Origin of the sequence: Qiania dongpingensis, from assembly GCF_014337195.1 — a bacterium.
GTDB classification, from domain to species: domain Bacteria; phylum Bacillota; class Clostridia; order Lachnospirales; family Lachnospiraceae; genus Lientehia; species Lientehia dongpingensis.
Genome location: NZ_CP060634.1, coordinates 633966 through 657979, shown reverse-complemented (window position 1 = coordinate 657979; position 24014 = coordinate 633966). Strand labels below are relative to the sequence as shown.

Genomic DNA, 24014 nt, shown 5'->3' with positions numbered 1-24014 from the left:
AATGAAATTCATCCATACAGGAGATCTGCATATAGGAAAGATCGTGAATGGCTTTTCCATGCTGGAGGAACAGAAGCGGGCGCTGGACGCCATATTCACCCTGGCAGAAGAGACTTGTGCGGATGCTGTCCTGATAGCGGGAGATATCTATGACAGGGCGATTCCTCCAAAGGAGGGTGTGTCGCTGTTTGACGGATTCTTAGGCCGGTGTACGGAAGCAGGCATACCGGTCCTTGGCATCGCGGGAAATCATGATTCTCCGGAACGGATCAGCTTTGCGGAGGTTCCTTTAAAGAGACAGGGGATTTATCTGGAGGGAGTCCTTAAAGGGTCCCCGACGGCTGTCTGCTTTTCGGACGAATGGGGAACCGTGACCGTACATCTTCTGCCCTTTGCGGGACCGGCGGGGATGAAAGCGGTATTTGGAGATGGGGAGTCCGATGCGGAGGGATTTTCAGAGGGTGTACAGAATGCGGTAAAAAGAATGCAAGTTTCCGACGGAGAACGCCATATCCTGGTGACGCATCATTTTGTGGGAGACGGAGAATGGCAGCCGGAGGTCTGTGATTCCGAGAGCAGGACCGCTGTGGGAGGCGCGGATTTGGTAGACGCCTCCCTTTTTGACGCTTTCGACTATACGGCCCTGGGACACCTCCATAGGGCCCAAAAAGTCGGGGAGAGACCCATTTATTATTCAGGCTCTCCGGTCAAATATTCTTTTTCCGAAGCGAATCAGAGGAAGAGCGTTTATCTGGTGGAGCTGCGGGAAAAGGGGAATTTAACGATGGAGAGGCGTTTCCTGACGCCGATCCACGACATGCGTATCATACGCGGTCCCATGATGGAGCTGATGAAGCCGGAGGTCTATACCTTGCCGCACGAAGTGCGCCTGCCCGCAGGGCATGAATTAAGGGATGCCCCTGGGTATACCTTGCCGCACCGGGAGGACTATATCTGTGCGGTGCTCACGGACGAAGAAGAGCTTTTAGATCCGGCGGAATCTCTAAGGGCAGTATATCCTAATCTGATGCAGCTGGTCCTGGAAAAGAATTTGACCGGAGAGGGAGAAGGGACTTTTTCCGGCAGGACTCGGGAGAGGAAAAGCCCGGAAGAGCTGTTTGCAGAGTTCTTCCGGGAAGTGACCGGACGTGAGGCTGACGAAGCGAGACTCTGTGCCATGAGAGAAGCGATAGAATGGGCAGAAAAGGAGGGGCTATGAAACCGGAATATCTGGAGCTCTGTGCCTGGGGGCCATATAAGGGCAGGGAATCCATAGATTTTAACCGTATGGGTCGGAGCGGCCTGTTTTTGATAACTGGAGCGACGGGGGCGGGAAAGACCACCGTATTTGACGCGGTCTGTTTCGCTCTTTACGGATGCGTGAGCGGCGGCCTCAGAGGCCTGGACAGTTTACGGAGCGGATTTGCGGATAAGAATTCCAGGACATATGTAAAGCTTATATTCAGCCACAAAGGGAAACGGTATCTGGTGGAACGCAGTCCCAGATATGACAGGCCGAAGCTGCGGGGAAATGGCGTTACCACAGAATCAGAGAAAGGAACGCTTTCCTTCATGGATGGTTCGTCTGAAACCCTTCTGGCAGAGGGAGCGTCTGCCGTAACGGAGCAGATCACGGAGCTTCTCGGACTTCGCTTTTCCCAGTTCAAGCAGCTTTCCATGCTGGCCCAGGGAGAGTTCAGCCAGTTTCTGACGGCTTCCTCCAAAGAGAGAACGCAGATATTCCGGAATATTTTTGAGACAAGAATCTATGATTCCATACAAAAATATCTGAGCGGACGGGCCAAAGCACTCAGCCGGGAAATCCAGGAATGCCGCCTGAGGGAAGAAGAGGCTGCCGCCAGGATACGGACGGAGGATGAAGGATTTATAAAACTGCTTCAGGCCGAAAAGAAGGACTACGAGAGGATATCCCACTGCCTTAAGGAAGAGTTGGAAGAGCTGGAGAGACAAAAGCATAAGACGGCTGAACTGGCAGAAAAAATGGGCAGAGAACGGGAAAAATGTCTTTCCCGTCTGGAGAACGCCCAAGAACGGAAAAACAAGGAAGAGGAAGCCGGACGGTTAAAAAAGACCATAGAGATTTTGGAAGAGGAGGCCGGACGCGCAGGGGAAAAGAGATCACAGATAGAAAAAAGCAGGAGAGCTCTGGAAATACGTCCGTTCAATGAAAGACTTCTGTCGGAAAAGGACCGCCTGAATTCCACTCGGAAGGAGATAGAAAAGGAGAGGCAAATACTGACCAGGAGACAGGAAACGTTTCTAGAAGCGCTTCAGAAAAAGAAACGTTTGAGGGACCGTCTGGAAGAAATAAGGGATATTCGGAAGAAACAGCTGATAGGGATTCTGGCAGAGGGGCTGGAGGAAGGGATGCCATGCCCGGTGTGCGGTTCTGAACGCCATCCGTCTCCGGCGTATTGGAAGGAACAAAAGGATTCCGGATTCACGGATGCGGATTTAAAAGCCATGGAGAAGCAGGCGCAGACGGCGGAATCAGAAGAGGAAGAGGCTCATGAGGCCGCTGCCTTGTCAAAGGGTACCCTGGAACGGCTGGAGAAACAGGCCTCGGACGATGAGAAAGAAATCTTCCGGCTGGAGCGGATATGGAAAGAGAAGCTTGAAGACGCGGGATTTTTGGGCGAGGAAGATTACCGGGCCTCTTTTTTGAGCAGAGCAGAAATAGAGAGGCAGGAAAGAGAAATACGAAAAAAAGAGGATGAGCTTCGGGAGAAAAAAACACTTTTCAGACGGCTGCGCCAGGAGATTGATACAGGGGAGAAAGAGGATGACAGCGTCCTGCAGGAGAAATCAGAAAAAATCCAAGGGGAATATGACCGCCTGACGAGAGAAAAGGAAGCCATAGCCGTCCGTCTGGAGGCTGGAAAAAACAGCGCTGAGGTCCTGTGCGCACAGCGGAAGAAGGAGCGGGGCCTTTTGGAGGCCTATGGAATCGCAGGAGACGTGGAGCGAGCTGTATCCGGCTATAATAAAAAACATTTGGTCTTCGAACAATATGTGCTGTCGGTCTATTTCGAAGAGATCCTAGAGGCGGCCAACAAAAGATTCGGCAGGATGAGCGACGGAAGGTACGGCTTTAAACGGGCCGAGGAAGCAAAAGACGGGAGGACGAAAGAGGGGATGGAGCTTCTTGTATTGGATGCTTATACGGGAAAGGCCCGCTCCGTAAAAACACTGTCCGGAGGAGAATCTTTTAAAGCAGCGCTGTCTCTGGCTCTGGGAATGGCAGACGTCATACAGGCATATGCCGGAGGAATCCAGGTGGAGACTCTGTTTATCGATGAGGGGTTCGGTTCTTTGGACAGCGAATCTCTGGATCAGGCGGTGAATGTGCTTCGTTCTCTGGCTGGAGGAAACCGCCTTGTGGGTATCGTATCCCATGTGGAGGAATTAAAGGAGCGGCTGGAGCGCAGGATTATCATAGAAAAGTCGAATACAGGTAGCACAATACGCACTTCTGTGATATGATGATTTGGAAAATAGGTTAATATTCGGAGGAAAAGGCGTGAAATTGGCATGGAAAAGGGGAACGGCCCTCTTGCTGGTTCTGGTGATGATATGGGGCCTGTGCGGCTGCCAAAAAGGAAAAAGCATCCGCTTTACTACCGGGCTCGGGGACAAGGAACTTTTTAAAATAGGGGATGAGGTGTGTACCAGGCAGGAGGCCATGGTATTTGTCCTGAGCCAGAAGAAGAATTATGAGCGTTCTTACGGCAAGGAAATCTGGGATGTGAAGATCTATGGCGAACCCTTTTCCGCATATATGCGGGACAACCTTCAGGATTTTCTGGCGAAGATGAAATGTATGGTGCTGATGGCCGATAAATATAAAGTGGAGCTGAACGATGAAGAGAAGCTGCGGATTGAACAGGCGGCAGAAACGTATTTCGAAGGACTTCCGGAGAATGTGATACAGGCTTCTGGGATTGGGGAGCCAGATGTGAAAACGGTGTTTCATGATTATTATGTATCCAATAAGCTGATGAAGCAGCTGACGGCGGACGTCTCCACGGAGATCAGCGAAGATGAAGCGCGGGTGATCACGGTTCAGCAGATTTTTCTGAGTACGGAGGACTTAAGCGCCGAGGAAAAAGAAGAAAAGAGAAAAACGGCGCAGAAGGTCAAAGAGCAGGCCGACGCGGGAGCGGACTTTGCCGTGCTGGGGAAGAACAACAATGAATCCGAGAGCTTTGAACTCCAGATTGCCAGGGGCGATACGGAAATGCAGTTCGAAAATGCGGCATATGCGCTGAGTACCGGGCAGATCAGCGAGGTTGTGGAGACTGCCTATGGCTTTCATGTTATTAAATGTATCAACAACTATGATGAGCAGGAGACGGCAAAGCATAAGACAGAGCTGGCCAGAAAATGCAAAGAGGACCGGTTCTATGAGTATTATGACGCTTTTGTAAAGACCATAGTGGCAGAGTACAATGAAAAAGCCTGGAAGGCCATTGACTACGGCCAGGAGTTTGGAGAGCCGCAGACAGATTTCTACGAGGTGTATGACCAGTATTTCGGAGCGGAAATATATTAGAGGAAGGAAACGAAAAAAGGGATGCCGAAGCATCCCTTTTCGTTGTCTGGAATTAGAATCCGCCGCCGCAAATACAGGACAGAAGAAGGATCCAGATCAGGCATCCGCAGCTGTCGCCGCCGAAGTTTCCAATACCGGTGCCGCAGCCATCGCCGCAGGAGCCGTTTCCGCCACCGCACATGCACAGGATCAGTAACAGGAATAAAATGTTGTTTCCACAAGAACCATTTCCACAGTTAGTTCCGCATCCACAGTTTGTTGCAGCCAAATCACTCATTTTGAGTCCTCCAATATTTGATTACAATATATGATATGTGGGGAGGCTTGCCCTTGTTTCCTGTGTTTCAATTAATTATTTAAAGTTTGGTGTGAGAAAGACTTGAAAAAAGTAAGCCTGACCCCTATAATGGAATAGGAAACCATACAGGGGGTAATGTGTTATGATGGATTATATAGACAGACAGATTGTAAATATCTTACAGAAAAATGCCAGGACACCGCTTAAGGTCATTGCAGAAAAAGCATATCTCTCTTCGCCGGCTGTTTCAGCCCGCATCGAGCGCTTGGAGAAAGCGGGGATCATCACCGGCTATTCTGCCGAGGTCAATGTGGAGAAGCTGGGATACCATATCATGGCGTTTATCAATCTGGAAGTGCAGCCCAAGCAGAAGGCCCAGTTCTATCCCTTTATTGAAGCCTGTCCCAATGTGCTCGAATGCAGCTGTGTGACCGGACAGTTTTCCATGCTCATTAAAGTGGCTTTCAAGAGTACCGTGGAGCTGGACCAATTTATCGGCCGCCTGCAGGACTATGGAAGGACCAGCACTCAGATTGTCTTTTCCACGTCGGTAGGCCCCAGAGGGATTCAGGTACTGGGAGAAGGGGCCGATGAGACAAAAGGAGGAGAGGGATGAAGGCCTGGGAGCATTTAAAGACGATATCCCATCATAAGCTTCTGGTCATGGAGAATTGTTTTGCGGTAGGACTTTATAAGCAGGGGTTACTTCATGATCTGTCGAAATATTCTCCGGCGGAGTTTTTTGTGGGCTGTAAATATTACCAGGGAAACAGGAGCCCCAATGCGGCGGAGAGGGAGACTCGGGGATATTCTTCCGCCTGGCTGCACCACAAGGGAAGAAATAAGCATCATTTTGAGTATTGGATCGATGTGGATACCGATAAAGGCTGCCAGATAGCGGGTATGAAAATGCCGGTAAAATATGTGATCGAGATGTTCATGGACCGGATCGCCGCATCTAAAACTTATAAAAAAGAGGCGTATACCGACAGAAGCCCCTGGGAATATTATGTGCGGAGAAAAGACGTCATGGTCATTCATCCGGTGTCCAGGAGACAGCTGGAATTTTTGCTGAAAAAGCTGGCAAGGGACGGAGAACAGGAGACTTTCCGATATATCCGAGAGGAAATCATGCAGAAAAAGCCGAAGTGATATGAAAATATCCTTCGGCTTTGTCATTATCCGGAATCTTTCCGTGCCTTTTGTGAAACTTGCGTGAATTCCAAACAAAAACTATGGAATAATTAGGGCAAGTCTGCTAAAATTACTAGCAATAGCAGTTATTTTACAGGAAAGTGGGTCGGGAAAATGGATAGATTGAAAATACTTGTTGTGGATGATGAGAGCAGGATGCGGAAACTGGTAAAAGACTTTCTGGTCAAGAAGGAGTTCGTCGTTTTGGAGGCCGAAGACGGCGAACAGGCGGTGGACATTTTTTTTGCAGATAAGGATATCAATCTGATCATCATGGATGTGATGATGCCAAAGATGAATGGCTATGAGGCGGTCCGGACCATCCGCCAGTATTCCCAGGTACCTATCATCATGCTGACAGCCAAAGGGGAAGAACGGGATGAGCTTCTCGGATTTGAGCTGGGCGTGGATGAGTATATCTCAAAGCCTTTCAGCCCTAAGATCCTGGTGGCCAGGGTGGAGGCGATCCTCCGGCGGAGCAAGACCGTGAAGACAGACAGTATGGAAGTTGGAGGAATTGTCCTCGATAAGGCGGCCCATCAGGTGAGCGTAGACGGCAAGTCCGTTGATCTGAGCTTTAAGGAATTTGAGCTTCTCACTTATTTTGTGGAAAACCAGGGGATTGCGCTCTCCAGAGAGAATATCCTGAACCATGTGTGGAATTATGACTATTTTGGAGATGCCAGAACCATAGATACCCATGTGAAGAAGCTGCGGAACAAGCTGGGCGCCAGAGGGGAATACATCAAGACCATTTGGGGCATGGGATATAAATTCGAGGTGGATAAATAGATGAGGCACACCATTCGCTTTAAGTATACGATGATCCTGATAGGGGTAGTGGCCTCTGTGATCGTTGCCAGCTGGATCGTTATCAACCTCTGTCTGGAGCCATATTATATGCAGAGCAAGCAGCGTACGCTGATCCAGTCCCATAATCAGCTGGAAAGCCAGCTCTTCAGTGACGGTACGGTGACCGATGAGACAAAGATGTATCTGAGGAGGATCAAAGAAAATTACAACATTGAAATCTTTCTTTGGGATTCTTCTCAGAATGTGTTATATTCTTCCAGTAATGCCGACGCGCTGAAAAACGGGAATGATCCTCTGTCCTATATCCTGGGGCGGCAGCAGACGGTGCAGCTTTTAAAATCCACCGATGAGTATCAGATAAACAAGACATATGACAGTAATCTGGAGGCTTACTATATGGAGATGTTTTCCACCTATACGGGAGGGAGCTTTTCCATCATGAGGGTGCCGCTTCAGAGTATTGAAGAGACCGTGAATCTGGTGAACAGGTTTCACATTTATATCGCGCTGGGAGTCGCGTTCATCGGTATTGTAGCGGCCTGGTTTCTGACTAAGAATATGACGGCGCCGATCCTTCGCCTGTCTTCTCTGGCGGACAGGATGGCCAGGCTGGATTTCACTGCGAAATATGAGGGCGGGGATGACAACGAAATCGGTATTTTGGGACAGAATATGAACCACATGTCAGAGCAGCTTGAAAAGACCATCCTGGAATTAAAGACCGCCAACCTGGAGCTTAAGCGGGATATTGAACAAAAGACGAAAATAGATGAGATGCGTCAGGAATTTCTGTCCAACGTATCCCATGAGCTGAAAACTCCCATCGCCCTGGTGCAGGGATATGCGGAGGGCCTCAAGGAAGGCATCAGTGACGATCCAGAAAGTATGGAGTGGTACTGTGACGTGATCATTGACGAGGCTGCGAAGATGAACAATATGGTAAAGAAGCTCCTGACTCTGAACCAGATAGAAGCAGGCCGGGAGCAGATTTCCATGGAGCATTTCGATCTGATCTCCATGATTGAGGGCGTGCTGAATTCCTACCGGATACTGATCGAGCAAAAGGAGGCGCAGGTTGAGCTTCACAGTCCTGAAAGTCTTTATATCTGGGCGGATGAGTATATGGCAGAAGAAGTGATCCGAAATTACGTGGGCAACGCTCTGAACCATCTGGACGGAGAACGGAAAATATCCATTACCGTGGAGCGGCGCGATACGAAAGCGCGCATTTATGTGAAGAACACGGGAAAACCCATTCCAGAAGAGGATATTGGAAGGATATGGGACAAGTTTTATAAAGTCGATAAGGCCAGGACCAGGGAATACGGAGGCAGCGGCATAGGCCTGTCCATCGTAAGGGCCGTCATGGAATCTCATAACTGCGGGTACGGTGTGGAGAACCAGGAGGACGGCGTGGCTTTCTTCTGTGAGTTTGACTGCGGCTAGAAGTCAGGTTGCTTTTTGCAGGAAGGATATGGTATACTAGATTCTATTGAGAAGAGGAAGATTTTTTCCGATTTATAAGTTTTATGATATGGAAATATGAGGAAAATATATGGCATGGATTATCACGGGAATAGTTTTGCTTCTTCTGTTCCTGCTGCTGTTTGTATGTTCTCAGTATGAGCGGAAGCATGTGGCGGTGAGGGAATATGAGGTGGAATCCCCGGACATCGGAGAGGCCTTTGACGGTTATACCATGGCGGTGATGGCTGACCTTCATGATGAGGGAGCCGGACGGCGGAACAATAGGATGATGGCCGCCATTCGGAGAGTGCACCCAGATGCCGTGATGGTGGCGGGCGACATGGTTATGGCCAGGAAGGGACGCTGCAGATACGAGGAGACGATACGCCTGATGAAGAGACTGGCGTTCCGTTACCCGGTCTATTATGGCCTTGGGAACCATGAGGACCGTATGGGGCGTGAGCCGGAGGTCTATGGAGATGCGTATACGGATTGGTATGAGGGAATGATGCGCGCGGGAGTGACGGTTCTGGACAATATTTCTGTGACTCTTCGCGACGGAAAAGACGCCATTACCATAACGGGCCTCAATATGGATAAAAGTTATTATCACAAATTTCATCTTAAGCCCATGGAAGACGGATACCTGGATAAGACACTGGGGTTTGCCAGGGGCGACGAGTATCATATCCTGCTGGCTCACTCTCCCTCTTATTTTGAAGAGTATGCCCGATGGGGCGCGGACCTGACCTTCAGCGGCCATTATCATGGCGGGACCATAAGGTTTCCCGGGATCGGAGGCCTGATCTCTCCCAATCTGGAGCTGTTTCCGAAATACAGCAGAGGGAAATACCAGAAGGGAAAAAAGACCATGATCGTCAGCGGCGGACTTGGCACCCATTCGGTCAATATACGGCTGGGGAATATGTCAGAGCTTTTGGTGGTCAGGCTCAAGCGGGTGTCCTGAGGCTAGTACAACGTGAACAGAAATAGAAATGAGGGTTTGACATGCCGCTCAAGCTGTCGGTAAAGCTGCAGGCTTTTGAAGGTCCGCTGGATCTGCTCCTGCATTTAATAGATAAGAATAAAGTGAACATATACGATATTCCCATTGCGGAGATCACCGATCAATACATAGAGTATGTGCGTGATATGGACAAAGAGGATCTGGATCTGGTCAGTGATTTTCTTGTCATGGCGGCGACGCTGCTGGATATCAAGTCAAGGATGCTCCTGCCCGCCGAAATGAACGAGGAGGGCGAGGAGGAGGACCCCAGACAGGAGCTGGTAGAGCGGCTGCTGGAATATAAGATGTATAAATATATGGCAGAGGAACTGAAGGACCGCCAGCTGGATGCGGGGAAGCTTCTGTTTAAGCCGGAGACGATCCCGGAGGAGGTCATGAAATACCGGCCGCCGGTGAATCTTCCGGAGCTATTGGAGGGAATCACCTTAACCAGGCTTAATGACATTTTTCAAACGGTGCTAAGACGTCAGGAGGAGAAGATCGATCCGGTCCGTTCCCGTTTTGGCCAAATACAGAAAGAGCCGTTCCGGGTGACGGATAAGATTGCCCAGGTGCTGGAGCTGGCTGTGAGAAAGAGACGATTCAGCTTCCGGCGGCTCTTGGAAGAGCAGTCAAGCAAGCTGGAGCTGGTGGTCACCTTTCTGGCGGTGTTAGAGCTTGTGAAAATGGGAAACGTCGTGCTCATGGAAGATTTCGGGAGCGCGGGCGGAGACGATCTGATCCTGGAGGCGGCCGAGGGGCTTACGGACGATACAGAAAAATTGGCGGAAGAGATCGCGGTCAGCATGGAAGCGTAGAGGTACGGGAAGTTTATGGAAATCAAGGAAGCAAAGACGATATTGGAGGCAGTCCTTTTTGCCATGGGCGGCTCAGTGGATCTTAAGTCTCTGGCGGAGGCCGCGGGGCAGGATGAGGAGACTACGAAAAAGCTGGTGCGGAATCTGGCGGATGACTATGACGCGGAAGGCCGCGGGATGAAGATCATTGAGCTGGAGGGGGCATTCCAGATGTGCACCAGGCCAGAATATTATGAAAATCTGATCAGGGTAGCTGCTCAGCCGAGGAAATATGTCTTGACCGAGGTACTTTTGGAGACGCTCTCCATCATAGCTTATAAGCAGCCGGTGACAAAGCTGGAAATAGAAAAGATCCGCGGGGTGAAATCGGATCATGCGGTAAATAAACTCATCGAGTATGGACTTGTGGAAGAAGTGGGCAGGCTCAGTGTGCCTGGCAGGCCCATACTTTTTGGCACTACGGAGGAATTTTTGAGAAGCTTTGGGGTGTCTTCTGTGGAGGAGCTTCCCGCAGTGGATCCGGAGCAGGTGGAGGAGTTTAAACAGGAGGCAGAGGAAGAGGTGCAGCTTAAGCTGGATATTTAATTTAGGAGGAGACGGTATGAAGAAAATCGGTTTTATCGGATGCGGGAATATGGCAAAAGCGATCATCGGCGGGATTGTAGGAAAGAACGTCATGGCGCCGGGCGACATCATCGCTTCCAACCGGAGCAGAAAGGCTCTTGACTATGCAGAGGAGACTTGGGGAATCTCGGTGACAGCCGACAATCTGGAGGTAGCAAAGGAAGCGGAGATTGTGGTACTTGCGGTAAAGCCTCAGTTTTACGGCCAGGTGATCGGAGAGATCAAGGGAGTGGTACAGGAGAGCCAGCTGATCGTGAGCATTGCCCCCGGAAAGACTCTGGCATGGATGGAGGAGCAGTTTGGGCGTCCTTTAAAGTTCATCCGCTGCAATCCCAATACGCCTGCTATGGTGGGAGAAGGCATCACTTCTGTGACTCCCGGGGACAAGGTGACAGAGACAGAGCTGGCGCGGGTGACGGAGATCCTTAATAGCTTTGGAAAAGCCTCTGTAGTGTCTGAGGCGATGATCGAGGCGGTCATTGCCGTGAGCGGCAGTGCGCCGGCTTATGCTTTTATGTTTATGGAAGCCATGGCAGACGGCGCAGTCTCTTTGGGGATGCCCAGGGCCCAGGCTTATGAATTTGCTGCCCAGGCAGTGCTTGGCGCGGCTAAAATGGTATTGGAGACAGGGCTCCATCCCGGAGCTTTAAAGGATATGGTGTGTTCACCGGGAGGGACGACGATACAGGCAGTACGCGTCCTGGAGGAAAGAGGGCTCAGAAGCAGCGTCATAGAAGCGATGATTGCCTGCGCCGACAAAGCGAGGAGTATGTAGAGGCCAATTAGGGGCATTGTTGAATATGTCAGGTGAAAAAGGGATATGGCCCATGGCCAGGAAGGAGCAGTTACAATGAAGAAAGTCACGGAGATGACGAGGGAAGAGCTTTTAGAGCTGCAGAAGGAACTGCAGAAGCAGTATGAGGACTTTAAGGCGCAGGGACTTAAGCTGGATATGTCCAGGGGAAAGCCTGCCGCCGCCCAGCTGGACCTTACCAATGGACTTTTGACAGCGCTGGATGACTACCATACAGAGTCCGGCCTGGATGCCAGAAACTACGGTGTTCTGGACGGAATACCGGAGGCTAAGCGCCTGTTTTCTGATTTGCTGGGCATCCCCGCGGAAAAGATCATCGTGGGCGGAAGTTCCAGTCTGAACCTGATGTATGATGAGATGATGAGGCTGATGCTCTTCGGCACCCAGGGAGAAAAACCCTGGAAGGATGTGAAGGGAATCAAGTTTCTTTGCCCGAGCCCGGGGTATGACAGGCACTTTGCCGTGACAGAGGACATGGGAATCGAGATGATCCCGGTGCCTATGTCGGCGGATGGGCCGGATATGGACGTGGTAGAAAAAATGGCGGCCGAGGACGAGGCTATCAAAGGTATTTGGTGCGTCCCGCTTCATTCCAATCCTCTTGGCGCCTGCTATACAGATGAGACTGTGGACAGACTGGCTTCCATGAAGACGGCCGCGAAGGATTTCCGGATTTTCTGGGACAATGCTTATGGCGTCCATCATATTTATGAGGAAGTGACGCTCAAAGATATTTTTAAGGCGGCGGAGGCCTGCGGGAATGAGGACAGGATCCTTTACTTTTTCTCCACATCAAAGATTACGTTTCCCGGCGCGGGTCTGGCGATCATGGCGGCCAGCGTGTCCAATGTGGCCGAGATCAAAAAGCATATGACAGTACAGACGATCGGATATGATAAATTGAATCAGCTCCGGCATGTGAAATATTTTAAGACCGCTGACAATATCCGCGCTCATATGAGAAAGCTGGGGGATGCCCTGCGGCCGAAATTTGACATGGTGCTGAATACTTTGGAGGAAGAGCTGGGCGGAACCGGCCTCGCGTCCTGGGTGAAGCCGAAAGGCGGATATTTCATCGCCCTTGATACGCTTCCCGGATGTGCCAAGGCGACAGTGGCGTTTGCAAAGGAAGCAGGAGTGGTGATGACAGGAGCCGGCGCCACGTATCCATATAAGAAGGACCCGAAGGACAGCAATATCCGGATCGCACCCACCTATCCTACGCCTGAGGAACTGGATAAAGCGATTCATCTGTTCTGCCTGTGCGTAAAGATGTCCGGTGTAAACGAGCTTTTAAAACAGCGGGGATAACGGAAAAAAGAGGAGGATGACAGCGATGTTTGCAGAGAAGATGGTTGAGCTCGGGAGCAGACGCTCTACGATCCGTGAGATATTTGAGTTTGGAAAAAAGCGTGCGGCTGAAGTGGGAGCAGAAAATGTCTTTGATTTCAGTTTGGGAAATCCCAATGTTCCGGCGCCTCAGGCTGTGGAGGACAATATTCTGAAACTGGTGACCACAGAGGAATCGGCGGCGCTTCACGGATACACCAGCGCCCAGGGGGATGCAGGAGTGAGAAGCCGCATTGCCGGGTCCATAAACAGAGCTCACGGAACCCATTTTCATGCGGACAATCTGTATATGACGGTTGGAGCCGCGGCCTCCCTTTGCATATGTTTCAAGGCATTGGCGGAAGAGGGAGACGAATTCATCACGTTTGCCCCTTATTTTCCGGAATATAAAGTTTTTGCGGAGGGAACGGGGGCAAAGCTCCTGGTGGCGCCGGCGGATACCGACAGCTTCCAGATTCATTTTGATGAATTTGAGAAACTTCTTGGTCCTAAAACAAAAGCGGTCATTGTCAATTCTCCCAACAATCCTTCTGGAGCCGTCTATTCCGAAGACACGATCCTTAAGCTGACAGAGCTCATGAAGAGAAAATCAGAAGAATATGGCCATGCCATTTATCTGATTTCCGATGAGCCTTACCGGGAGATTGTCTATGGAAATGTAAAGGTCCCTTATCTGACCAAGTACTATGAAAATACCTTTGTGTGTTATTCTTACAGCAAGTCCCTGTCGCTGCCGGGAGAAAGAATCGGATATGTGGTGGTTCCCGATGAGATGGAGGATCAGAAAGCCGCTTATGCGGCGGTCTGCGGAGCGGGCCGCGTACTCGGATATGTGAATGCGCCCAGCCTGTTCCAGCGGGTGGTCGGAGAATGTGTGGGAAAGACCTCCGATGTCACCATATACAGGAGAAACAGAGATCTGCTGTATAATGCCCTGACAGAGATGGGATATACGTGTGTGAAGCCGGACGGCGCTTTCTATCTGTTCCCCAGATCCCTGGAGCCGGATGCCAACGCCTTTTGTGAGAAGGCAAAGGAGTTTGATATCCTCCTGGTTCCGGGAGATGATTTCGGATGCCCGGGACATGTGAGGATTGCCTATTGTGTGCAGACGGAGATGATTGAACGGTCTTTGGATGCGTTCCGGAAGCTGTCGGAGCAGTACCAGTAAAAGAAACTCCCCGCAAAGCAGGAAAGCTGCCTTGCGGGGAGTCTTAGGTTACAGAGATTATTTCTGACCGAATTTAAACGGCGGTGATGACAGTCCCGGTTTTACCGGAGAGTCCTTCTTTAGCCTTGGACAGATCCGTGATGACTGCCTTTCGGTCGGGACACGCGGAAACAAATTCAATGGAAGCTTCAATCTTCGGAAGCATGGATCCGGCTTCAAATTGGCCTTCCTCCATATACTTTCTGGCTTCTTCTACAGTAAGATGATCCAGGAATATCTCGTCAGGCTTCCGATAGTTTAATGCGACCTTTTCCGTCCCTGTCAGGAAGAGGAGGACAGAAGCATCCACCATATCGGCCATACGGGCGGCCGTCAGATCCTTTTCAATGACCGCGCTGGCCCCTTTCAGCCTGGTGCCCTGCTGAAGTACAGGTATCCCGCCGCCGCCTGCCGCGATTACAAGCTGGTTGGCGTCAAGCAGCGCCCGAATGGCGTCTATCTCGTATATATCGATGGGTTTGGGAGCGGCAACGATTCTGCGGTATCCTTTTTCTTCTTTGACCACATAATTGCCTTTTGCCACTTCTGCGTTGGCCTCATCTTCACTCATATACCGTCCGATCACCTTGGACGGTTCGCTGAAAGCCTCGTCAAACGGATCCACCCGCACCTGTGTGATAACAGTGGAAACTGGTTTAAAGATGCCGCGGTCTAAGAGTTCAGTCCGGATGGCATTCTGCAGATCGTACCCGATGTATCCCTGGCTCAGTGCGCCGCATACGGACATGGGAGCTACGGTATATTCCGGCGAGAGACGGCTGAATTCCGTCATGGCAGTGTGAAGCATACCCACCTGGGGGCCGTTGCTGAACGTAATGGCGATCTGATATCGTTCTTCCACCAGATCGGCGATCGCACTGGCGGCTTTTGCAACAGCTTTTTTCTGTTCCGGGAACAAAGTGCCGAAAGCATTTCTGCCCAGGGCAACTACAATCTTTTTTTCATTCATGGTAATCCCCTCATTTCTGTATTAAAAAGAACAGCGTCCGTGCTCTTGTCAACTGACGCTGACTAGATTATACCATGACTTATCCGATTTTCATAGTATTTCAGGCAAAGTTTACTTTGTATAGAAGCCAAATTCTACAGTTCCCTCAGGCCATGTGGCTTCTATCAGATAGACGTAGCCCGGGTCGGATGAGGGGATGCAGAAAACGCCGTCCTCCTGAGAGATTTCTACAGTTTCTTCCTGGGAAGATGTGTCGGCAGAACCGGATTTCCATAAATCCACAGGCCATCTGGTGACCATGACAGAATCCGGCTTTGGAGAACCGGACAAAGTCAGTTTCGTACCGCTCTCCAGGGAGACATCCGCTAATTCTCCCCATTGGAGGATATGGGAGCCGCAGGCTGTTACTTGCTGCTTTTCCCCGTTTTTGTCTGTGTAGCTCCAGGTATAATTCCCTCTGGTCAGCATGACTGCCACAGCAGCCTGCTCAGTGCGGTACTCCAGGTTGAGGGAGGCCGGCTGACTGGGATCCGGCTCCGTATAAATTTCGTCTATCAGGTGCTGATAGACGGCAGCGTCTTCCGCAGTCCCCTCTTTTACCACCGCCATTTTGGTAACGCCGGGATACTGTCCTGGATAGCTTTCCAGCATGATGCCGTTTCCATAGATATCCAGAATATATCCGGCGCTCAGGTTCTCAGAAGACAGGGGGGTTCCAGAAGCATCGTATAATTCTTCCGGGATTGGAGCAGTGAAAAAGGTACCGTTATGGATGTCCACAAAGTAGATCTGCCCATCAGGAGAAGTCAGATACATGGCCCGGAGCGCTTCTTCCGACTTAGGAGAAGCGGCCTCGCTGCCCGCCGGTTTCATGGTTTCAGTGGTTTCCGGTTCCTCCGTCTTTTTGCCGCAGCCGGAAAGGAAAAGACATCCGGCCAGCACAAGGAAGAATCCCGCTTTCCATCGTTTCATTTTAGTATGAGTTTTCAATGATAATCCTCCTTAATGATTGATGCATGATAATCCTTCATAAAAGTAGTGTATCCGGAAATGAAAAGTGTTGCAAGAAAAATAATCTCTGGCTTGTCATGGGAGGAGGAAAGTATTAAAATAAAAACACAGGTAAAGGATGGATTTAAAAAGACAGGAAGGAAGCGGATTCAATGGAGGCTAAGGTAAGAAAAGAAGAGTTTTTTTTGAAGTCGGGCGATTCGGGGCAGATGCTCCATTGTATTAAATGGGAGCCGGTGGATTTACATGTAAAGGCGGTGCTTCAGATTGTGCACGGTATGGTGGAGTACGTGGAGCGGTATGATGAATTTGCTTCTTATCTGGCGGAAAGAGGATACGCAGTGATCGGCCATGATCATCTGGGCCATGGAAAGACGGCGTCCTCGGAGGAAGAGCTGGGGTATTTTTCTGAGAAAGACGGGGATCGCCATGTAATCGGTGATATTTACCGTCTGACATGTAAAGCCAGGGAATTGTGGCCGGATGTGCCGCTCTATATCATGGGACACAGCATGGGTTCATTCTTTACGAGAAAATATTTGACCAGATGCAGCCGAAAAGTGGATGGAGCCGTCATCATGGGGACCGGATATATGGGACTGCCTCTTGTTGCCACAGGAAAGTGCCTGGCTGAGATCATCTGCAGGATAAAGGGCAGCCGCTACAGGAGCCGTCTTCTTTATAAGATGACCTTAGGCGGAAATAACAAGCGCATTCCGGAGCATCGGACGGAGAATGACTGGCTGAGCCAGAATGAAGAGTCGGTGGACGCATACTGCAGGGATCCTTTCTGCACCTTTATTTTTACAGCGGGGGCGTATAGAGATTTCTTTACCATTCTGGTGGACTTGGCGAAGAAAAAAGATTTCGGCAATATGAATCGGGAGCTTCCGATCTTGATGGTGTCAGGAGAAGAAGATCCTGTGGGAAACTACGGAAAAGGGGTCAGGGCCTGCTATAAGCAGTTTCAGTCCATGGGTTTTCATCATGTCCAGATGAAGCTCTATCCGGGAGACCGCCATGAAATCCTCAACGAACTGGACAGAAGCGTTGTATTTGAAGATATTAAAGCATGGATGGATGCCGCTGTGGAAGAGATAACAAAGCATTGAACAATCCGGCGGAAAACAGTGACTTACAAGACTGGTTCAAAGGGTATACCTTACCGCACGAAGTGCGCCTGCCCGTAGGGCTTGAATTAAGGGATGCCCTTGGGTATGATATAAAACACTTTTTGGAATCATTCTTAATAAGCTATGACCAAGCCCCAGTTAGACACCGGCAGAAGTTCCTGGCCGTCACGATTTCGGTTCACTGGCGATGCAGAAGCCGCTTTATCCCCGCTCCGGGAGTACCGCTCACATGTCGGCAGAAAATTTTTATAATTTCCCGCCTCCGGTTCGCTCAGAAACGGAATCGGTATTTTTCGTTTCTGCCTCCCTCCGCCTGGGGAACACCGGCCGCTGCCCTGCGGCGCTCACCTTTAGGCCAGCCCGGAATCTTTCTGCCGGTGCCCTGCCTGCCGCACAACATTGGATAAACTCTGTTTCTTAGATTCCAGAAAAGGATTGGATATCCACACGGCCCGCGCGCGTACCGCAGCGGGCTGCAGTGTCCGCTCCAATGGTTTTCAAAACACGCGGAAGCCTTATTCCGGTGCGGAAAGAGGAGCAGGAGGAATGATTCGATTCCATCGTAAGGCAAGCGCCGCAAGGGCGTTAGCAGAATATTCCCGGACACAGGGAGGCAAAAATCGCATATCATGCGGATTTTTGTTGGAATCTGACATGGAAAAATATCGATTTATCCATGTCAGTTGGAAAGGACCGACTGGAGGCCGTAAAAATTCTGGTTACGGCTGCCAGCGAGCCGCCTGGATGGAATCGGATTTCCTCCTGTCTCATCTGATTCATAAGATAAATTTGTTTTATAAGTATTCAAAGGTATACTTTTTGACAACCGAATCTAATTCTGATATTTCTCGATCTGATCTTTGATACATTCTTAAACTTTCTTTTATTTTCCAATAAACGTTAATGCACAGAGTAAAACAAATAAATTTTTGTGAAATCCATCGTTGAAATTTGGAAAGGAGTGGATTATTTGTACAGTAAGGTCTATAGCGCCGCCATCCAGGGAATGGAAGGGCGGCTGGTCACAGTGGAAGCGGACATGGGTGACGGGCTTCCGAGCTTTGATATGGTCGGCGCGCTGTCCACTGAAGTAAAGGAGGCTGCCTCCAGAGTGCGGACGGCGCTGAAAAACGCGGGCTATCGCCTTCCGCCGAAGAGGATTGTCATAAATCTGGCTCCGGCGGATGTGAGAAAGGACGGAACTCTATTTGATCTGCCTGTGGCGGTAGCGGTCTTGGCGGCAATGGAAGTCATACCGGCCGAGAATCTGGAAGGAATGCTGCTGGCCGGAGAACTGGGGCTGGGTGGCGAGCTGCGGCCTGTGGCCGGAGTTATGGCTTTAGCCGCCTGCGCGCAGGAATCCGGACTAAATGAAATGCTGGTTCCGGAAGGGAATGTACAGGAAGGGGCGGTGAATCAGAAGATTCGGGTCTGCGGCGCTTCACATCTGAATGAGGTGGTGAGGCTTTTAAAGGAGCCGGATATGAGAAAAGCAGCGCATGTGGATCTGTCCTCCTGCATGGAGGACAGCTATTCGGGTATGGATTTTAAGGATATCAGAGGGCAGGAGACGGCGAAACGTGCGGCGGAGATTGCCGCTGCCGGAATGCATAACCTTCTGCTCCTGGGGCCTCCCGGAGTGGGAAAAACTTTGATCGCCAGATGTATACCGGGTATCCTGCCGAGGCTTACTTTGGCAGAAAGCTTGGAAATCAGCCGGATCAACAGCATCTGCGGACTGATGCCGGAAGGGACGGCTCTCCTTATGGAAAGGCCTTTCCGGGCGCCTCATCATACGGTTACGCCGGCGGCGCTGACCGGAGGGGGGCGGGTTCCAAGACCGGGAGAGCTGTCTTTAGCAAGCCATGGCGTATTGTTCCTGGACGAGCTTCCGGAGATGTCACGGGCGTCATTGGAGGCTCTGCGCCAGCCCTTGGAAGAAAAACGGGTAGTGATCTCCAGGCTGTACGGTTCTTATGAATTTCCGGCAAAATTCATGCTGGTGGCTGCCATGAATCCGTGTCCGTGCGGCTGCTTTCCAGACAGAAATAAATGCAGATGCTCTATACCGCAGATACAAAGGTATCTGGGGAAATTATCCCGTCCTCTGATGGACAGGATCGATATCAGCGTGACAGTAGACCGGCTTCCATTCCGGGAACTCCAGGAGAAAAATGGTTACGCGGAAGCCTCCTGCTCCATCCGGGAACGGGTGGAAAAGGCGAGACTGGCACAAAAAGAACGTTTTGAAGGAACAGATATTCTCTATAATTCCTCCATACCCGGAGGCAGGATCTTGGAGTACTGTCCATTGGGGGAGCGGGAAGAGGCGTTTATGAAAAAAGCCTTTGATACGATGGAAATGAGCGCAAGAGCATACCACAGGGTCCTGAGAGTGGCCAGGACCATCGCAGATTTGGAGGGAGCTGTCATTATTGAAAAAAAGCATCTGAAGGAGGCAATCCTTTACCGGGTTCCAAGTCTGCAGATAATGTAAAAAAATGGAAATTGAGACATATAATATAGGAAGGAAGAGGAACTATGAAAAAAGAAATAAGCGTACTTTCAGAGCGGGAATATTGGTATTGGTACTGTGGGCTGAGTCAGATACCTCTTTCAGTGAGAGAACAGCTTCTGCAGCGGCTGGGCACACCAGAAGAGATTTTTTACGCGTCGGAGAAAGCCTTGAGGGATGCACTCAGGCCGGCGAGACAGCCGGACGGACAGACGGAACTCATGGGGGACACAGACGATGCGGATGTATTTTATAATGGAAAGATTCTGGAACGCGCGGTAAGGGATATCCGGGAGGGGCGTGAACCGGATACGATTCGAAGAGCGTTGAAAGATATGGATCAAGAAGGCATTGCATTTGTACCATTATGTGACGAAAATTATCCTAAACGTCTTCTGACCATTCCAGGCCGCCCCCTTGGCTTATTTATAAAAGGCCGCCTTCCTTCCGATGACATGCCTTCAGCCGCCATAGTGGGCTCCCGGAACTGCAGCTATTATGGACGTTCCATGGCTGAGGGCTTAGGAAAAGCTCTGGCAGAGGCCGGCATACAGGTCATAAGCGGGCTTGCCAGAGGAATCGATGCCGCCGGTCACCGGGGAGCTCTAAGGGCTGAAAACAGAAAAGGCAGGACCTTCGGTATTTTGGGATGCGGGCCGGATGTGGTCTATCCCAGGGAAAATCGATGCCTGTATGGAGAGGTGGAGGCAGCCGGAGGACTGATTTCCGAATATCCGCCGGGTATGAGGCCGCTGCCGATGAATTTCCCGGCCAGGAACCGTATTATCAGCGGTCTGTCGGATTGTGTGGCCATAGTGGAGGCGGGGAAGAGGAGTGGATCTTTGATCACCGCATCCTATGCGCTGGAACAGGGAAAGGAAATCTGGGCAGTTCCCGGCAGGGCCGGGGATTATTTGAGCTGCGGGACCAACAGTCTTTTGAAGGACGGAGCGGAGCTTTTAACGGAGCCGGAGGATATACTCAGCTTCTGGAATCTTGGAGGAAAAAAATTAAGAATTTCTAATAATGATCAGTTATCTCTTGATAAAAATTGGGAAAGGGTGTATAGTTGTCTGGATTCCGAACCCAAATCCATGGAGAGAATCTGCCTCGAAACGGGACTAAATAGTGCCGATCTGGCGGTTTGCCTTGTGGATCTGGAGATGGAGGGACTGGTTGTGCAGCCATATGAGCACTATTATGTGGCAAAAAGAGATAAAGGAGAACACTATGGCAAAGTATCTGGTCATTGTAGAGTCCCCCGCAAAAGTGAAGACAATTAAAAAGTTTTTGGGGGCCAATTACGATGTAGACGCATCCAACGGGCATGTAAGAGACCTGCCGAAAAGCCAGATGGGCATTGATATAGAGCACGATTACGAGCCAAAATATATCACAATACGCGGAAAGGGAGATATTCTGGCAAACCTTCGCAAGAAAGTGAAAAAGTCGGATAAGATATATCTGGCGACTGACCCGGACCGTGAGGGGGAAGCGATTTCCTGGCATTTGATGACGGCCCTTAAGCTGGAGGATAAAAAGGTCCAGAGGATCAGCTTCAATGAAATCACAAAAACTGCGGTAAAAGCCTCGCTGAAAGCGCCGAGAGATATCGATATGAATCTGGTAGATGCCCAGCAGGCGCGCCGTGTCTTAGACCGAATGGTGGGATACAGCATCAGCCCGTTATTGTGGGCGAAGGTGAAGCGGGGGCTGAGCGCAGGGCGGGTACAGTCCGCTGCGCTTCGGATCATCTGTGACAGAGAAGAAGAGATTTCTGCGTTTATTCCTCAGGAGTACTGGTCACTGGAGGCAGATGTCCAGTGCGGCAGTGAGAAAAAGCCCATGAGGGTGAAATTCTATGGGAGTAAGAAACAGAAGATCACCATCGCAGACAAGGAACAGCTGGATGATATCTTAAAGGAGGTGGAAAAATCCGAATTTAAGATTGCCGATATCAAACTGGGAGAACGGGTAAAGAAACCGCCGCTCCCCTTCACGACGAGTACTCTTCAGCAGGAAGCGGCCAATGTACTGAATTTTTCGACACAGAAGACGATGCGGCTCGCTCAGCAGCTATATGAAGGAATTGACATAAAGGGAAACGGCACGGCCGGTATCATCACATATCTTCGTACCGATTCCACCCGTATATCCGAAGAAGCCCAGAAGGCAGCGGCAGAGTATATCTCAGCGGAATACGGGCCGGAATTTGTGCTGGCTGATGAACAAAAGGGAAAATCCGGCGGAAAGATCCAGGATGCCCACGAGGCTATCCGTCCGACGAACATCGAGCTTTCCCCAGCCAAGATCAAAGATTCCCTTTCCAGGGATCAATTCCGGCTGTATCAGCTCATCTGGCGCCGGTATACCGCGTGCAGGATGTCAGCGGCCGTTTATGAGACGACTAATGTAAAGATTGACGCGGGTGATTATCGCTTTACCGCTTCGGCTTCCAAGGTGAAGTTCGAAGGGTTTATGACCGTATATACGGATCCCAATGAGAAAAAAGAACCAAATACGCTGGCAAAGAATCTGACCATCGAGACGCCGCTGTCACTCAAAGAGTTTGATTACAAGCAGCATTTCACCCAGCCGCCGGCCCATTATACGGAAGCCTCTTTGGTGCGGGCGCTGGAAGAGGCCGGTATCGGCCGTCCCAGTACCTACGCGCCTACTATTACGACGATCATCGCCAGGCGATATGTGGCCAAGGAGAATAAAAACCTATATGTAACGGAGCTGGGAGAGATTGTAAATCACATTATGAAAGAAGCGTTCCCCAGTCTGGTGGACGTAGCGTTCACCGCGAATATGGAATCTCTTCTGGATGGAGTGGAAGACGGGATCGTGAAGTGGAAGACCGTCATCCGTAATTTTTATCCGGATCTGATGGAGGCGGTGACGGCTGCACAGAAGGAACTGGAGGCCGTGAAAATAGAGGATGAGGTCACAGAGGAAATCTGTGAGAACTGCGGCCGAAACATGGTCATCAAATATGGACCTCATGGAAGATTTCTGGCGTGCCCGGGTTTTCCGGACTGCAAGAACACAAAGCCGTATTTGGAGAAGACCGGGGTCAGCTGTCCGGTCTGCGGCGGCGACGTTGTCGTGAAAAAGACCAAAAAAGGCAGAAGATATTATGGATGCAGCAACCATCCCGACTGTGAATTCATGTCCTGGCAGAAGCCGTCCAATGAAAAGTGTCCGAAGTGCGGGAGTTATATGGTGGAAAAAGGAAATAAGCTGATTTGTTCGGAACAGACCTGTGGTTTCCTGATTGAAAAGGTAAAATAATCGAAATTATATAAAAATTACGAAAAGAAATGTGAAAAGTGTTGCGGTGCCTTGAAAAGTATGATACGATAGGGCTGAATAAGTTGGAATTACTGAATATGAATAGGAGGCCAGCAATGAGCGTACAATTATTGGATAAAACCAGAAAAATTAACAAATTGCTCCATAACAACAATTCCAGCAAGGTTGTCTTCAATGATATTTGTGCCGTGCTGAGCGATATTCTTGATTCCAACATCCTTGTTATCAGTAAAAAGGGCAAGGTGTTGGGAGTAGGTATCAGCGAAGGGGTAGAAGAGATTGAAGAACTCATTGAAGATCAAGTGGGGGGCTTCGTAGACCGGATGCTGAATGAAAGACTGCTCAGTGTTCTTTCTACCAAGGAAAATGTAAATCTGGAAACGCTGGGATTTGCAGAGACGAATGTGGAAAAGTATCAGGCGATCATTACGCCGATCGATATCGCCGGTGAGCGTTTGGGAACATTGTTCATCTATAAGTCCAACGACCAGTATGGAATTGACGATATCATCCTCAGTGAATATGGCACCACGGTAGTCGGGCTGGAGATGATGCGTTCTGTGAATGAGGAAAATGCTGAAGAGACGAGGAAGATCCAGATTGTAAAATCTGCCATCAGTACTCTGTCGTTCTCTGAACTGGAAGCTATTCAGCATATCTTTGAGGAACTGGAAGGGAATGAGGGAATCCTCGTGGCCAGCAAGATTGCAGACCGTGTGGGCATTACCCGTTCTGTGATCGTCAATGCGCTCAGGAAATTTGAGAGTGCAGGAGTCATTGAATCCCGTTCTTCTGGAATGAAAGGTACTTATATCAAGGTGCTGAATGACGTGGTGTTTGAAGAACTGAAAAAGCTGAAGGAAGTATAGAATCGCTTTGAATGTCCAGGAAACGGATATG

21 protein-coding genes are annotated in these 24014 nt (G+C 50.1%); 18 read left to right on the top strand and 3 right to left on the bottom strand.

Going from position 1 to position 24014, the window contains the following annotated elements:
• Position 1: 1 nt before the first annotated feature.
• The 3 genes from H9Q78_RS03135 to H9Q78_RS03125 are packed head-to-tail and all read left to right on the top strand — an operon-like array spanning position 2 to position 4573.
• Positions 2-1219 (top strand): exonuclease SbcCD subunit D, encoded by a 1218-nt coding sequence (locus tag H9Q78_RS03135; protein WP_249303551.1) that lies wholly within the window; start codon positions 2-4, stop codon positions 1217-1219.
• Complete coding sequence (locus H9Q78_RS03130) at positions 1216-3504, top strand: AAA family ATPase (protein ID WP_249303550.1); 2289 nt, start codon at positions 1216-1218, stop codon at positions 3502-3504. The genes H9Q78_RS03135 and H9Q78_RS03130 overlap by 4 nt, the downstream gene beginning before the upstream one ends.
• Positions 3505-3541: 37 nt before the next feature.
• Entirely contained in the window at positions 3542-4573 is a 1032-nt protein-coding gene (locus tag H9Q78_RS03125) for a peptidylprolyl isomerase (RefSeq protein WP_249303549.1), read from the top strand.
• 52 nt (positions 4574-4625) lie between these two features.
• Here the strand turns inward: H9Q78_RS03125 and H9Q78_RS03120 are convergent, their stop codons facing one another.
• Positions 4626-4850 carry a chorion class high-cysteine HCB protein 13 gene (locus tag H9Q78_RS03120; RefSeq protein WP_249303548.1) on the bottom strand — a complete coding sequence of 75 codons (225 nt, stop codon included), beginning with the start codon at positions 4848-4850 and terminating at the stop codon, positions 4626-4628.
• A 166-nt stretch (positions 4851-5016) separates the two neighbouring features.
• Here H9Q78_RS03120 and H9Q78_RS03115 point away from each other — a divergent pair, with 166 nt between their 5' ends.
• The 10 genes from H9Q78_RS03115 (at position 5017) to H9Q78_RS03070 (ending at position 14128) form a co-directional block, all read left to right on the top strand.
• Entirely contained in the window at positions 5017-5487 is a 471-nt protein-coding gene (locus H9Q78_RS03115; protein WP_231062599.1) for an Lrp/AsnC family transcriptional regulator, read from the top strand.
• A complete protein-coding gene (locus H9Q78_RS03110) occupies positions 5484-6023 on the top strand; it encodes a DUF5662 family protein (protein ID WP_249303547.1) in 540 nt (179 codons plus the stop codon). Before H9Q78_RS03115 ends, H9Q78_RS03110 begins: the two co-directional genes overlap by 4 nt.
• Positions 6024-6179: 156 nt before the next feature.
• Positions 6180-6857: a response regulator transcription factor gene (locus tag H9Q78_RS03105; protein ID WP_249303546.1), complete on the top strand. Its 678-nt coding sequence runs from the start codon at positions 6180-6182 to the stop codon at positions 6855-6857.
• Positions 6858-8324 (top strand): sensor histidine kinase, encoded by a 1467-nt coding sequence (locus H9Q78_RS03100; protein ID WP_249303545.1) that lies wholly within the window; start codon positions 6858-6860, stop codon positions 8322-8324.
• A gap of 109 nt (positions 8325-8433) precedes the next feature.
• Positions 8434-9312, top strand: a complete 879-nt coding sequence (locus H9Q78_RS03095) for a metallophosphoesterase (protein ID WP_249303544.1) — start codon at positions 8434-8436, stop codon at positions 9310-9312.
• A gap of 41 nt (positions 9313-9353) precedes the next feature.
• Positions 9354-10169, top strand: coding sequence for a segregation and condensation protein A (locus tag H9Q78_RS03090; protein WP_249303543.1), 816 nt, complete (start codon positions 9354-9356; stop codon positions 10167-10169).
• Positions 10170-10184: 15 nt separating this feature from the next.
• Positions 10185-10754, top strand: a complete 570-nt coding sequence (gene scpB / locus H9Q78_RS03085) for an SMC-Scp complex subunit ScpB (protein ID WP_249303542.1) — start codon at positions 10185-10187, stop codon at positions 10752-10754.
• Positions 10755-10770: 16 nt separating this feature from the next.
• The gene (gene proC / locus H9Q78_RS03080) at positions 10771-11568 is read left to right on the top strand and encodes a pyrroline-5-carboxylate reductase (protein WP_249303541.1); all 798 of its coding nucleotides are present in this window, start codon (positions 10771-10773) and stop codon (positions 11566-11568) included.
• A gap of 75 nt (positions 11569-11643) precedes the next feature.
• The gene (locus H9Q78_RS03075; protein ID WP_249303540.1) at positions 11644-12918 is read left to right on the top strand and encodes an aminotransferase class I/II-fold pyridoxal phosphate-dependent enzyme; all 1275 of its coding nucleotides are present in this window, start codon (positions 11644-11646) and stop codon (positions 12916-12918) included.
• A 25-nt stretch (positions 12919-12943) separates the two neighbouring features.
• Positions 12944-14128, top strand: a complete 1185-nt coding sequence (locus H9Q78_RS03070; protein WP_249303538.1) for a pyridoxal phosphate-dependent aminotransferase — start codon at positions 12944-12946, stop codon at positions 14126-14128.
• Positions 14129-14201: 73 nt separating this feature from the next.
• Here the strand turns inward: H9Q78_RS03070 and arcC are convergent, their stop codons facing one another.
• The gene (arcC, locus tag H9Q78_RS03065) at positions 14202-15137 is read right to left on the bottom strand and encodes a carbamate kinase (protein WP_249303537.1); all 936 of its coding nucleotides are present in this window, start codon (positions 15135-15137) and stop codon (positions 14202-14204) included.
• A 111-nt stretch (positions 15138-15248) separates the two neighbouring features.
• Complete coding sequence (locus H9Q78_RS03060) at positions 15249-16127, bottom strand: hypothetical protein (protein ID WP_249303536.1); 879 nt, start codon at positions 16125-16127, stop codon at positions 15249-15251.
• Positions 16128-16300: 173 nt separating this feature from the next.
• Between H9Q78_RS03060 and H9Q78_RS03055 the strand changes: the two genes are divergently transcribed.
• The 5 genes from H9Q78_RS03055 to codY all read left to right on the top strand — a co-directional run bounded on the left by H9Q78_RS03055 (position 16301) and on the right by codY (position 23983).
• The gene (locus tag H9Q78_RS03055) at positions 16301-17260 is read left to right on the top strand and encodes an alpha/beta fold hydrolase (protein WP_249303535.1); all 960 of its coding nucleotides are present in this window, start codon (positions 16301-16303) and stop codon (positions 17258-17260) included.
• 991 nt (positions 17261-18251) lie between these two features.
• Positions 18252-19778 carry a YifB family Mg chelatase-like AAA ATPase gene (locus H9Q78_RS03050; RefSeq protein ID WP_249303534.1) on the top strand — a complete coding sequence of 509 codons (1527 nt, stop codon included), beginning with the start codon at positions 18252-18254 and terminating at the stop codon, positions 19776-19778.
• A 44-nt stretch (positions 19779-19822) separates the two neighbouring features.
• Positions 19823-21079: a DNA-processing protein DprA gene (gene dprA, locus H9Q78_RS03045; RefSeq protein WP_249303533.1), complete on the top strand. Its 1257-nt coding sequence runs from the start codon at positions 19823-19825 to the stop codon at positions 21077-21079.
• Positions 21027-23093 (top strand): type I DNA topoisomerase, encoded by a 2067-nt coding sequence (topA, locus tag H9Q78_RS03040; RefSeq protein ID WP_249303532.1) that lies wholly within the window; start codon positions 21027-21029, stop codon positions 23091-23093. Before dprA ends, topA begins: the two co-directional genes overlap by 53 nt.
• Before the next feature lie 116 nt (positions 23094-23209).
• Positions 23210-23983 (top strand): GTP-sensing pleiotropic transcriptional regulator CodY, encoded by a 774-nt coding sequence (gene codY, locus H9Q78_RS03035; RefSeq protein ID WP_147596707.1) that lies wholly within the window; start codon positions 23210-23212, stop codon positions 23981-23983.
• Positions 23984-24014: the final 31 nt, after the last annotated feature.

What these genes read in the sequence shown, in the direction of transcription:
- H9Q78_RS03135 (WP_249303551.1), top strand. Translation starts at nt 2, where the DNA reads ATGAAATTCATCCATACAGGAGATCTGCATATAGGAAAGATCGTGAAT.
- H9Q78_RS03130 (WP_249303550.1), top strand. Translation starts at nt 1,216, where the DNA reads ATGAAACCGGAATATCTGGAGCTCTGTGCCTGGGGGCCATATAAGGGC.
- H9Q78_RS03120 (WP_249303548.1), bottom strand. Translation starts at nt 4,850, where the DNA reads ATGAGTGATTTGGCTGCAACAAACTGTGGATGCGGAACTAACTGTGGA.
- H9Q78_RS03115 (WP_231062599.1), top strand. Translation starts at nt 5,017, where the DNA reads ATGGATTATATAGACAGACAGATTGTAAATATCTTACAGAAAAATGCC.
- H9Q78_RS03110 (WP_249303547.1), top strand. Translation starts at nt 5,484, where the DNA reads ATGAAGGCCTGGGAGCATTTAAAGACGATATCCCATCATAAGCTTCTG.
- H9Q78_RS03105 (WP_249303546.1), top strand. Translation starts at nt 6,180, where the DNA reads ATGGATAGATTGAAAATACTTGTTGTGGATGATGAGAGCAGGATGCGG.
- H9Q78_RS03100 (WP_249303545.1), top strand. Translation starts at nt 6,858, where the DNA reads ATGAGGCACACCATTCGCTTTAAGTATACGATGATCCTGATAGGGGTA.
- H9Q78_RS03095 (WP_249303544.1), top strand. Translation starts at nt 8,434, where the DNA reads ATGGCATGGATTATCACGGGAATAGTTTTGCTTCTTCTGTTCCTGCTG.
- H9Q78_RS03090 (WP_249303543.1), top strand. Translation starts at nt 9,354, where the DNA reads ATGCCGCTCAAGCTGTCGGTAAAGCTGCAGGCTTTTGAAGGTCCGCTG.
- scpB (WP_249303542.1), top strand. Translation starts at nt 10,185, where the DNA reads ATGGAAATCAAGGAAGCAAAGACGATATTGGAGGCAGTCCTTTTTGCC.
- proC (WP_249303541.1), top strand. Translation starts at nt 10,771, where the DNA reads ATGAAGAAAATCGGTTTTATCGGATGCGGGAATATGGCAAAAGCGATC.
- H9Q78_RS03075 (WP_249303540.1), top strand. Translation starts at nt 11,644, where the DNA reads ATGAAGAAAGTCACGGAGATGACGAGGGAAGAGCTTTTAGAGCTGCAG.
- H9Q78_RS03070 (WP_249303538.1), top strand. Translation starts at nt 12,944, where the DNA reads ATGTTTGCAGAGAAGATGGTTGAGCTCGGGAGCAGACGCTCTACGATC.
- arcC (WP_249303537.1), bottom strand. Translation starts at nt 15,137, where the DNA reads ATGAATGAAAAAAAGATTGTAGTTGCCCTGGGCAGAAATGCTTTCGGC.
- H9Q78_RS03055 (WP_249303535.1), top strand. Translation starts at nt 16,301, where the DNA reads ATGGAGGCTAAGGTAAGAAAAGAAGAGTTTTTTTTGAAGTCGGGCGAT.
- dprA (WP_249303533.1), top strand. Translation starts at nt 19,823, where the DNA reads ATGAAAAAAGAAATAAGCGTACTTTCAGAGCGGGAATATTGGTATTGG.
- topA (WP_249303532.1), top strand. Translation starts at nt 21,027, where the DNA reads ATGGCAAAGTATCTGGTCATTGTAGAGTCCCCCGCAAAAGTGAAGACA.
- codY (WP_147596707.1), top strand. Translation starts at nt 23,210, where the DNA reads ATGAGCGTACAATTATTGGATAAAACCAGAAAAATTAACAAATTGCTC.